This is a genomic window from Nocardia sp. NPDC004722, assembly GCF_053601505.1.
The window spans coordinates 1-10,866 of the sequence record NZ_JBSGBY010000276.1 but is presented as its reverse complement, the minus strand read 5'-3'; the positions used below and the strand labels follow the sequence as shown (position 1 = coordinate 10,866).

Here is a 10,866-nt window from a genome sequence, read left to right as displayed (position 1 = left end):
CGGCTACCGGCGTGGTCGCCGAACAGGATGCGGGCCGGCCCCTCCGATTGCAGGTCGACCGCGCGCGCGATGGCCATGTGCAGGATGCCGAGCGCGGGCGCGGCTAGATTCTCCGCGACCACGGCCGAGAGCTCGGCCAGCGCCTGGAATCCGACCTCGTCGAAGACCGCGCCGAGCAGATCGTCGCGGTCGGTGAAGTGCTCGTAGAAGTAGCGGTCGTTGAGGCCCGCGTGCGTGCAGACCCCGCGCATGGTCACGGCGGCCCAGCCGTTTTCGAGCCAGATGTCCAGGGCCGCCGAGATCAAGCGCTCCCGGCGTTCCGCGCGGCGCTCCTCCTGCGTGCGTCCACCCCAGGTGCCGCCGCGCCGGGCCGGCGCCGCGGGTAACTCCACGGCCGTCACCGCGCGTGCCGGTTTCTCGACCGCTGCGGTCGACTTCGCGGCCGCGCGTGCAGACCCGTTCATAGTTGACAAAGTAGCGCATCGCGAGCCTAATTGGTGGCAGGTGCGGTCAGTGGTGGCAGACGACACCAATTGACCGCCCGGATGGCACGGCCCCGGGAGTTCCCATGCGACTCAACCCCTTCGGCGGATCCCGCCGCACTCAGCAGGCGGATGCGGTGGTGACGGGTGCGGGCAGCGGCATCGGCCGCGGTTTCGCGCTGGAGCTCGGGCAGCGGGGCGGGCGCGTCGTCTGCTCCGACATCGACGCCGAGCGCGCCCGCGAGACCGTCGAATTGGTCGCCGCCGCGGGCGGAAAGGCATTCGACGCCGTCTGCGATGTGCGCAGCCTCGACGAGGTCTCCGCTTTGGCGCACACCGCGGAAGAGTGGTTCGGCAAGAGCCCGGATCTGGTGGTCAACAATGCGGGCATCGGGCGCGGCGGCGCCGTGATCGGGGAGGCCCCGCCTGCCGAATGGCATCAGGTGCTCGACGTGAACCTGTGGGGAGTCATCCACGGCTGTCACGTCTTCACGCCGCTGCTGCGGGAGGCCGGGCACGGGTCCATCGTGAACGTCGCCTCCGCGGCCGCCTTCGGTTCCGCGCCCCGGATGGCCGCCTACAACGTGAGCAAGGCGGGGGTGCTGGCGCTGTCGGAGACCCTCGCGGCGGAGCTGTCGGGCACCGGCGTCACCGTCACGGTGCTGTGCCCGACCGGGGTGAGAACCAACATCCTGGAAGGCGTTTCGATCGGCGACGAGAACCTCCAGCAGTGGGGCGACCGGCTGCTGCGCTGGACCGGCCGCCCGCCCGCCGCCATCGCCCGCGCCACCCTCGACGCCGTGGACCGCGGCCAGCTCTACGTGGTCCCGCAAATCGAGGCCAAGGCCATCTGGCAGGCCAAACGACTGTTACCCGAGCCCTACACGCGCGCCGCCGGACTGTTGGAGCGGCTGGTGCGATAGTCACCGCAAGGAGTTGAACAATGGCGTTCACGTACCCCGACATGCTCACCGTCATCCAGGAACGACAGTGGGCGCTGGCCGATATCGACTGGGACGCACCGGGAGCCGAGCTCATCACCGAGGAGCAGCGGCCCGCCCTGGCGAAATTCATGGCCGACCTGGTGTGGATCGAACACGTGGGCGCGCGCGGCTTCGCGGCGCTCACCCTGCACGCGCCCGACGGGCCGCTCAAGGAGATCTACCGGTACTTCCACGCCGAGGAACAGAAGCACGCCAATGCCGAACTGGCGTTGATGCGGCGCTGGGGCATGCTCGACGGGGACGAGATGCCGGTGCCCAACAAGAACATTCGGCTCGTCATCGAATGGCTGGACCGCTACGGCGACGGGCTGACGCTGCCGGTGCTGGGCACGGTGATCCCGTCGCTGGAGTGCGCGCTCGACGGCGCGCTGGTGAAGTTCCTGCTCGACGAGGTGCGGGATCCGCTGTGCCACGAGGTGTTCCGGCACATCAACAGTGACGAGTCCCGGCATCTGGCTGTCGGCTTCCAGGTGCTCGAACAGCTCGGCGCGGGGCCGATGCGACGCATCGCCATCGAGACGGCCGGATACGCGCTGCGGCCCACCCTGCTGATGGGCGCGCTCCTCTACACGCCACTGCTGTCGCGCATGTCGACCAACATCATGGCGATGGGGCTGGACGAGGAGAAGCTCTGGAATGCGGTGCGGCGCTATGAGAAAGCCGGGGAACGCAGCCCCGACATCAAGCGGGTCCCGCTGTTCCACGTAGTCCGGTTGCACGGCCGCGCCACCATCAACCGCCTGCAACCCATCCAGGGCATCAACGACGCTCTGAACAAGGCCATCGACCGCTTCCCGGTCCGCGTCCTGGGCCGCACCCCGTCGTGGTCCAAGGCCCTGACCTACGAGCCGGTGGCGAAATGACCTCGCCGATCCGCCGGAGCGACTCCCGCAGAGTCCGCGAAACCTACACCGGCCCAACGATTCACTGCACCCGGTGGCGAGACCAGCACGAACTCGACCGCCTGCACGTCGCGGTCGTCGGCAGCGGCAGCGCGCTGGCGCGGGTGGTGCCCCCGGTGGTCGAGCAGGCCCGCCGGGTGACGGTCTTCCAGCACGACCCGATCTGGATCCTGCCGACCCCGCCGGTGCCGGGTGCCGGACTGCTGCTACGCCAGTTTCCCGCCGATGCCTTGGGCGCGCTGCCGAGCCCGACCTCATCCACCGATCCTTCTTTGCCCGCCGACGACCGAGCCCACCACGGCGTGCTGTATCGGCTCGGCGCGGAAGTACTGCGTCGAGCCGCCCTGGTGAATCTCCGTGCGCAGGTCGGCGATTCGTGGCAGCGGCGGCTGCTCACTCCGGACCGGGCTGCCGGGGTGCGGGTGCACGGCCGCTACTACCACGCCCTGCGACAGCAGAACTGCACGCTCATCGCCTGGCCCATCGCCCGGCTCGCACCGCTCGGGATTCGCACCGTGGACGGGGTCGAGCATCGGGTGGACTGCATCATCTACGCGGAGGACGAACTGTGACCAGCACCGTGGTGAACCACGAGATCGTCATTGTGGGAGCGGGATTCTCGGGTATCGGGACCGCTATCGCCCTGCGCAAGGCGGGATTCGACGATTTCATCATGATCGACGAGGCCGACGGGGTGGGCGGCACCTGGCACTGGAACACCTATCCCGGTATCGCCGTGGACATTCCGTCCTTCAGCTACCAGTACTCGTTCGAGAAGCAGCGATCCTGGTCGCGGGTGTACGCGCCCGGGCGGGAGTTGAAGGCGTACGCCGAGCATTGCGTCAAGAAGTACGGGCTGCGGCCGCGCATTCGTTTCGGCACCACCATCGAGCGCGCGGACTTCGACGACGAACTGCACCTGTGGAAGGTGCGGACCGCCGACGGCGACGAGATCACCTGCCGTTTCCTGATCGGCGCGACCGGGGTGTTGACCCGGCCCAAGCTCCCGGATATCCCCGGGGCGGAACGGTTCCGGGGCCTCACCATGCACACCGCGCGCTGGGATCACGACGTCGATCTGCGCGGCAAGCGGGTCGGCATCATCGGCACCGGCGCGTCGGCCATCCAGATCATTCCCGAGATCGCGTCGCAGGTGTCGGAACTGGTTGTCTTCCAGCGCACCCCGATCTGGTGCCTGCCGCGGCCGGACGCGCCCATGCCACCGCCGGTCCAGGCTCTGATGCGGCTGCCGGGCGGGCAGTTCCTGACCAGGTGGCTGAGTCAGGCGTTCGTGGAGCTCACCTTCCCGCTGTCGGCGCACTACTACAAGGTGCTGCCGGTGGTGAAGGTAGGTGAGCGGCAGGGGCTGGCGCATCTGCGTAATCAGGTGCGGGACCCCGAGATTCGCGAGAAGCTCACACCGAAGTACGCGCTGGGGTGCAAGCGGCCGTCGTTCTCGAACGACTATCTGAAGACGTTCAACCGCGAGAACGTCACGCTCGACACCGATCCCATCACCGAGATCACCGCCAGCGGCCTGCGCACCACGAGCGGCCATCATCAGGTCGACGTGCTCATCATGGCCACCGGATTCAAGGTCATGGAGTCGGGGAACATGCCGACCTTCGATCTGCACGGCAGCGGCGGCGTCCGGCTCGAGGATTGGTGGGACACCCATCGGTTGCAGGCCTACGAGGGTGTCAGCGTTCCCGGCTTCCCCAACTTCTTCACCATCATCGGTCCGTACGGCTACAACGGCGCGTCGTACTTCACCCTGATCGAGATGCAGACCACCCATATCCTGCGCCTGCTCCGCAGTGCCCGCCGCCGCACCGCGACCCGCATCGAGGTCACGGCCGAAGCCAATGACCGCTATTTCCAGGAGATGCTGTCGCGGCGCGGCACCCAGGTGTTCTGGCAGGACAGCTGCGCCCTGGCCAACTCCTACTACTTCGACAAGAACGGCGACGTCCCGCTGCGTGCCATGAGCACTCCCGAAGCCGCCTGGCGCGCCGCCCATTTCGATCTGGGCGACTATCGGTTCTCAGGGCCGCTCGTAGAACCCGTCGATCCGGCCGCGAGCGCTCGCCCGGGCGGCGGCGAGCACCTCGCGCGGCTTGGCGGCCTCGAGTGACTTCCCGCCGGGGAGAGTGAGCGGCTCGGTCAGCGCGAAGAGCTCGAAGACGTAGCGGTGCGGGCCGTGGCCCTTGATCGGAGACGGCCCCATATAGCCACGCCCCCAACCGGATCGCAGCACGGCGACGCCCTCCGCGGGAGTGTCGGCGGCGAGGCCACCGCGCGGCACCCCGGTGAGCGCCGGGTCCACCAGGGCCACACAGTGCACGAACGGGGTGGAACCCGGCGCGTCGGGATCCTCGATCACCAGTAGCAACCGCTCGGTGCCGGAAGGTACTTCCGCCCAGGCCAGCTCCGGCGAAAGATCCTCCCCGCCGATCCTTTTCCCGGCATGCCGCAGATCCAGCGTGCTTTCGTGCGTGAAGTCCGGGCTGGTGATCCGAAGGCTCTCGGCCCCGGCCAGATTCGGCAGATTCCAGGCCAGCCCCTCCTCCCCCGCCCGCCAGTTCGACAGCAGCTTGCCGACGATTCCCATCGAATCTCCTTGATACGCCGCGAGATATACAGGTTGACTGCGCAGTCTTGCTGTACTTTAGGGAGTTATGAGCGGATCGACAAGTGACAGCGAGAAGATCGCCGAGGAATTGCAGGCCGTCGTCAGCGGTCTGGTCCGGCGCATGCGCGCGGTCTCCCCGTCCCGGGACGTGTCACCCTCGCAGGTGTCGATCCTCAAACGCCTCGACCGCGACGGCCCGGCGACGGTCGCCGATCTGGCTCGTGCCGATCAGATCCGGCATCAATCGGTGGCGACGGCCGTGGCCGCGCTCGTCGAGCGCGGCCTGCTCAGCCGGACCACCGACGATCACGACCTGCGGCGAAAACTGCTGTCCATCACCGAGACCGGGCGCGCACTGTTGTCGGAGCGGCGCGGCGCGGGCCACGGGCATATCGCGGAACTGATCGGTGAGCGGCTCACCGGCGCGGAACGCCGGCAGCTGGCGGAGTCCCTGCCGCTGCTGGAGCGGCTGATCCGCTGACCGCTCAATCCTCCAGGGAGCGATAGAGAGCGCGGAGCCGCCGCAGACCGGCAGCGACGGACGGCTCGTCCTCGGCGGTCATGCGCAGCGCCTGCCGCAGCAGGATGGCGTCGAGATCGTCGGGGGCCGGATGGAAATCGGCCTTCGGCAGTGCGGGCAGGGCCAGATCATTGCCGTAAAGATCGGCGGAATCCGTTGGGGGACTTTGGCTCTGGACATTGCCGATCAGGTCGTCGAGCTCGACGCCGCGCAGGGTCAGCAGATCGTTGGGGTGCTCGTCGAGGCGCTCGGCGATGACGTAGCAGACGGCGGCCACATGCTTGCAGGGCCAGCCGGAATCGGGGCAGTTGCACGAGAAGTCGAGTTCCGAGGCCGTCGTGGGGAGCAGCAATGGCCCCAGCGCCTGCGGCAGGGTCCCGGCGGCGATCTCGCCGAGCATGCCCGGCGTGGCCCGGACCTGGTTGACCAGTTCGTCGAGGCGGTCGTCGCGCAACTGGCGCAGCGTGAGCACGCAGACGAACGGGCGGGGCTGACTGCCCTGGACCTCCGCGCTCACCATGCCGGGCTCGAGCCGATAGTTCACCACCTGGCCGGTGCGGGCGTACGAGCGTCCCCGGGCCAGCCGTCCGTGGTCCGCGACCCCCTCGACGGCCTCCAGAAACGCCCGGCCCCACCAGGTTCGGGCGAAGGCGGTGCCGCGCTGACTGCGGGCCCGCACGCCGCCGCGCACCGGGCGACGCTCCCCGAACTCGCCGAAGTCGATGTAGGTGTTCATTCGCCGACCGCCTCCGCGCCGAGGGCGAACAGTTCGCGCAGTTCCGCGTCGCCGAGTTCGGTGATCCAGTTCTCGCCGGTACCCACCGTCAGGTCCGCGAGCTGGCTCTTGCCCTTCAGCATGTCGTCCACCCGCTCCTCGATGGTGTCCACGCAGACCAGCTTGCGGACCTGGACATCGCGGCGCTGACCGATCCGGAAGGCCCGGTCGGTGGCCTGGTTCTCGACCGCCGGATTCCACCAGCGATCCAGGTGCACCACATGATTGGCGGCGGTCAGATTCAGGCCGGTGCCACCGGCCTTGAGTGACAACAGCATCAGCGGCGCCCCCGCCTCGGACTGGAAGGTGGTGACCATGTCGTCACGTCGCTGCTTGCTCACGCCGCCGTGCAGGAACGGCACCTCCGCGCCGAAACGCTCGGTCAGGTACGGGGCCACCAGGTTTCCGAACTCGGCGAACTGGGTGAACAGCAGCGCGCGCTCACCGTCGGCGATCACGGACTCCAGGATGTCCTCCACCAGACCCAGCTTCCCGGAACGATGGTGGCCACGGCGCAGCACCCCGGAACCGTCGTTGAGGAAGTGCGCGGGATGGTTGCACACCTGCTTGAGCCGGGTCAGCGCGGCCAGCACCGCGCCCTTGCGCTCCATCCCCTTGGCGTTCTTCAGTTTGGCCGACATATCGTCCAGCACGGCCTGATACAGCGCCGCCTGTTCGGCGGTGAGGTTGGCGCGCACCGTCATCTCGATCTTGTCCGGCAGATCGGAGATGACGGCCGGATCGGTCTTCACCCGGCGCAGCACGAACGGCGAGGTGATGGCGCGCAGGCGGGTGACGGCGTTCTCGTCGTGCTCACGCTCGATCGGCACCGCGAAGCGAGCATGGAATTCCGAGGCCTTGCCCAGCAGTTTGGGATTGGCGAAGTCGAGGATCGAGCGCAGCTCCTCGAGGCGGTTCTCCACCGGGGTTCCGGTGAGCGCCAGGCGATGTCGCGCGGGCAGCAGCCGGGCGGCCCGCGCCTGCCGGGTGCCCGCGTTCTTGATGTGCTGCGCCTCGTCCAGCGCCACCCGCTGCCAGTCCTGGCGTTTCAGTTCCTCCACGTCGCGGGCCAGCAGCGCGTAGGTGGTGATCACCAGATCCGAATCCGCCACCGCCGCATCGAGTTCCGCGCCGGAGCGCCGACCGGGGCCGTGGTGCACGAGGACCCGCAAGTCGGGTGCGAAGCGTTCGGTCTCGCGCTGCCAGTTGCCGACCACCGACATCGGGCAGACCAACAGCGTCGGACCGACCACCGAATCGCTGGCGGCCTTTTCTCGTTCGTGCACCATCAGGGCCAGCACCTGCACGGTCTTGCCCAGGCCCATATCGTCGGCGAGGATCGCGCCGCAGCCCAGCCTGCTCATGGTCGCCAGCCAGGTCAGACCGCGCTGCTGATACGGGCGCAGCTGCGCCTTCAGCCCGACCGGGTCCGGCACCGGCTCGGTATGCCGTTCACCGTCGAAAAGCTCCGCGGCCCAACCTGTCGCGCTGACTTCCTCGAGCGGTACCCCGATCACCGGGTGTGCGGACAGCTCCGCGAACAGGCCGCCGATGGTCGTCTCGGTGGCATCGGTACGGCCCGACACATAGTCGGCCGCGGCGGCCAGCATGCGGCGATCGGCCTGCACCCATTCCCCGCGCAGCCGCACCAGATCCGATTTGGCGTCCACCAGCCGCGCCATCTCGGCGGGCGACAGTACGGTGTCGCCGAGGGCCAGCTCCCAGCGGAAAGACACCAAACCCTTGAGCCCGACCGCGGTCTCGGTCGCGGCCGGACTCTGCACCTTCAGCTTCATGGCCGGAGCCGCGACCCGCCACGCGCGCGGCAACATCAGCCGCACGCCCGTGGACCGCAGCACGCTCGCCCCGTGCGCGACCAGATCCATCACGACCTCGGTGGGCAGGAACAGATCCATGCTGCGGGTGTCGCCGGGCAGGTCCCGCAGGCGCGGATAGGCCTGTTTGGCCGCGGTGAGCTTCTCCCCCGCGAGCCGCACCAGATGCGGATCGCCGGGCAGCAGAACCGGTTGCGGCGCTTCACCTTCCGCGCGCAGGCAGACCTCGAGCCGCCACAGCTCGCCCGGCTCCTCACCGTCCGGTTCCAGCAGCCGCAGCACCAGTTCCGGCTCGTCCGCGGTCAGGCTGGTGCGCCAATCCTCCAGCACCGCGGCCACCCGATGCGAACCCGACTCCAGCGGCACCGCGTCCAACAGGGCCGTCAACAGGGGATGCGCCGCGGCCTCCGGCTCCGGCTGTTCGGGAATGCGCAGGCGAGCGATCGGATCGGTCAGCTCGGCGTTCAGATTCTCGAGCAGTTCGGTGGCGCGCCCGGCCACCTGCAGTGCGGCGGGCATCGCCACCGCGAGCTCCGCGAGCCAGGCCCGCTGCCGCTGCCCGCCCAGCAGCCGCCACCGCGCCCACCACTGACCGTCGTCCCGCCACACCTCCGGCACGATCCGCCCCGCCCGCACCCAGCTGTCGATCCCCCTCGCGACATGCCCGAGAAACCGCAGATCCCCCGCGACCTCGCGGGCCGGAAGCTCCTGCAACAAAACCCGGGCGGCCGTCTCGGGGGCCAGCGCGTGCGCGCGAACCTGCACCTTTTCAGGACCGTACGGTCCCACAACCATGACCTGCGCCCGATGCCGCCACTTGGACGCGGCGAGGATCGAGCCCAGCGGTTCTGGCAGACCCACCGCCGCGGCGGCCGCGTCGGGATCGCCCGGGTCGTGCCAGAGCACCAACCCGGACCCCGGAGACCACAGTCCGTGCAGCATCCGACCATCCAACCAGCCCGCCCCGACAGGCCGCGCCAGCGTGGACCTACTCGAGAGTCGGTTACCCCTTTATTTCTGTCCGGATACGGAACATACTGGATAAATCCGCAGGTCACCGCATAGGTCGGTGTCGGCTGTGTCCAGCGCACAACGTAGTCGTGCCAGGAATCAGCCGTGCGGGGCGCACCCGACAATCCAACCGCGACTCAATCCGGAGCCGTGGCATTTTCGAGACCGTAGGGAGGCCGTGCAGATGACGATTCTGCTCCAAGTGCTCGAGCAGAGCTTCACGCCCACCACACCGTGGGAACGGCGGAAATTCACCTTCGTGGACACGACCAAGATCGTGGGGATGCGCCTGGACGGGCAGTCCGGGGTGTGGCTGGACCTGTCCCGGCCCGGCGAGTCACAGCGCCTCGCCCGCACCGCCGACCCGCGCGATTCCATCACCTTCCTGCTCACCGTGTTCGCGAAGATCGCCGAATGCGAAGAGCGGGGCGGCTCGTGGCTGATCGGCCACGACGGCGCGCACGTGGATTCCATCGCCGCCACCCGCTACCCACCCCAACTCACGGAGACCGCCGCGGACGACATCCTGGCTCACGCCTGGCTGTAACCAACTCTCGGGGCTCTCAGGGCTTCGCCCCCGAACCCCCCAGGGGCAATCGTGGGGGCGCTGCCCCACACCCCCGGTAGGGGTGCGGAGTTCGCATAGCGAGCCACTACCGTGGCGGCGCGCGGTACATGTATTGCCGTGTGTCCCAGGGGTGGAAGGTTGCTCGGTCTGCTCGGTGCGGTGGTTGTCCTGCTCGCGGTTCCGGGGTGCGAGTCCCTCGGGCGGGTGACACCGGCGCCGGGCAGTCCCGGGCGTGCTCAGCTGGAACGATTGCTGGCCGGGGTGCGGACCGTGCCGAAACGGCCGCGGCCCGGCGGGTACGAGCGCGGCTGTGCGAGCGGGCAGGGGTGCGTGTTCGGGCCCGCGTGGACGGATGATCACGACGGGCCGGGCGGGCATGACGGGTGCGACAGCCGGAATACCGTGCTGGGCAGGCAACTCAGCGGGGTGGTGCGGCGGGCCGGGGACGGGTGCGTGGTGGTTTCGGGGGCGTTGGACGATCCCTATACCGGGCAGCGCATCGCGTTCGCCCGGGCCGATGCCAAGGCGGTGCAGATCGATCACGTGTATCCGCTGGCGGCGGCGTGGGATCTGGGGGCATCGGGGTGGCCGATGGGTCGGCGGGTGCGGTTCGCCAATGACGTGGACTTCAACCTGCTGGCGGTGGACGGAAAGACCAACGAGGACAAGGGCGATCGGACGCCCGGGGACTGGCTGCCGCCCGCTCGGGCCACGCACTGTTTTTATGCGGGGAAGTATCTGATGGTGGCGACCCGATACGGGCTACCCGTCACCGCCGCCGACCGCGCCGCCCTCGAACGCGTGGCCCGCGCCTGCCCATAGCGTCGCGAAGAGGCGGTACGCCTGGGTGGCGTCGAGGTCCTGGCGCGGATCCATGACCGATTCCAGCAAACCGTAAAGACCCCACGACAGAAAAGTGATCGTGCCCGCCGCCGCGACCGGGTCCGGGCCGAGGCGGTCGCCCAGGTGCTCGGTGAGCAGTTCGGCGTACATCTGCCGGATCGACCGCAGCACAGTGCCGTTCGTGCGCGGGCCGACCAGCGGCCGATAGACCTCCGGATACGTGTCGGCCAAGCGGAACAACCGAACGCGGGCTCGGCACGATCTTCGTGCTGGTACTGATGGCGGGCGAGAGCT

At 68.8% G+C, this 10,866-nt stretch carries 11 protein-coding genes and 1 pseudogene; 7 read left to right on the top strand and 5 right to left on the bottom strand.

The window, feature by feature from the left end; translation table 11 throughout:
* Window positions 1-464, bottom strand: a 464-nt coding sequence (locus ACWELQ_RS25010; protein ID WP_452399482.1) for a TetR/AcrR family transcriptional regulator, incomplete at its 3' end; no start/stop codon positions are given.
* Between the two features lie 104 nt (window positions 465-568).
* Between ACWELQ_RS25010 and ACWELQ_RS25005 the strand changes: the two genes are divergently transcribed.
* From ACWELQ_RS25005 to ACWELQ_RS24990, 4 genes and pseudogenes are all read left to right on the top strand, one after another.
* The gene (locus tag ACWELQ_RS25005) at window positions 569-1,405 is read left to right on the top strand and encodes an SDR family NAD(P)-dependent oxidoreductase (protein ID WP_452399481.1); all 837 of its coding nucleotides are present in this window, start codon (window positions 569-571) and stop codon (window positions 1,403-1,405) included.
* 20 nt (window positions 1,406-1,425) lie between these two features.
* Entirely contained in the window at window positions 1,426-2,349 is a 924-nt protein-coding gene (locus ACWELQ_RS25000; protein WP_452399480.1) for a ferritin-like domain-containing protein, read from the top strand.
* A complete protein-coding gene (locus ACWELQ_RS24995; RefSeq protein WP_452399479.1) occupies window positions 2,346-2,960 on the top strand; it encodes a hypothetical protein in 615 nt (204 codons plus the stop codon). Before ACWELQ_RS25000 ends, ACWELQ_RS24995 begins: the two co-directional genes overlap by 4 nt.
* A pseudogene (locus tag ACWELQ_RS24990) lies at window positions 2,957-4,435 on the top strand (flavin-containing monooxygenase); the annotation flags it as partial. The gene ACWELQ_RS24995 and the pseudogene ACWELQ_RS24990, both read left to right, overlap by 4 nt.
* Here ACWELQ_RS24990 and ACWELQ_RS24985 read toward each other — a convergent pair.
* A complete protein-coding gene (locus tag ACWELQ_RS24985; protein ID WP_452399478.1) occupies window positions 4,433-4,999 on the bottom strand; it encodes a YbhB/YbcL family Raf kinase inhibitor-like protein in 567 nt (188 codons plus the stop codon). The pseudogene ACWELQ_RS24990 and the gene ACWELQ_RS24985 overlap by 3 nt on opposite strands.
* Window positions 5,000-5,066: 67 nt before the next feature.
* Here ACWELQ_RS24985 and ACWELQ_RS24980 point away from each other — a divergent pair, with 67 nt between their 5' ends.
* Window positions 5,067-5,501: a MarR family winged helix-turn-helix transcriptional regulator gene (locus tag ACWELQ_RS24980; RefSeq protein WP_452399477.1), complete on the top strand. Its 435-nt coding sequence runs from the start codon at window positions 5,067-5,069 to the stop codon at window positions 5,499-5,501.
* A gap of 4 nt (window positions 5,502-5,505) precedes the next feature.
* On the opposite strand, the gene ACWELQ_RS24975 is transcribed toward ACWELQ_RS24980, so the two are convergent.
* The gene (locus ACWELQ_RS24975; protein WP_452399476.1) at window positions 5,506-6,276 is read right to left on the bottom strand and encodes an SWIM zinc finger family protein; all 771 of its coding nucleotides are present in this window, start codon (window positions 6,274-6,276) and stop codon (window positions 5,506-5,508) included.
* On the bottom strand, window positions 6,273-9,092 hold the full coding sequence (locus ACWELQ_RS24970) for a DEAD/DEAH box helicase (RefSeq protein ID WP_452399475.1): 2,820 nt from the start codon (window positions 9,090-9,092) through the stop codon (window positions 6,273-6,275). Before ACWELQ_RS24970 ends, ACWELQ_RS24975 begins: the two co-directional genes overlap by 4 nt.
* A 253-nt stretch (window positions 9,093-9,345) precedes the next feature.
* On the opposite strand from ACWELQ_RS24970, the gene ACWELQ_RS24965 reads away from it, so the two are divergent.
* Window positions 9,346-9,708, top strand: a complete 363-nt coding sequence (locus ACWELQ_RS24965) for a hypothetical protein (protein ID WP_452399474.1) — start codon at window positions 9,346-9,348, stop codon at window positions 9,706-9,708.
* A 159-nt stretch (window positions 9,709-9,867) separates the two neighbouring features.
* Window positions 9,868-10,551 carry an HNH endonuclease family protein gene (locus ACWELQ_RS24960; protein ID WP_452399473.1) on the top strand — a complete coding sequence of 228 codons (684 nt, stop codon included), beginning with the start codon at window positions 9,868-9,870 and terminating at the stop codon, window positions 10,549-10,551.
* Here ACWELQ_RS24960 and ACWELQ_RS24955 read toward each other — a convergent pair.
* A complete protein-coding gene (locus ACWELQ_RS24955) occupies window positions 10,492-10,803 on the bottom strand; it encodes a hypothetical protein (RefSeq protein ID WP_452399472.1) in 312 nt (103 codons plus the stop codon). The two genes, ACWELQ_RS24960 and ACWELQ_RS24955, sit on opposite strands and share 60 nt — an antisense overlap.
* Window positions 10,804-10,866: the final 63 nt, after the last annotated feature.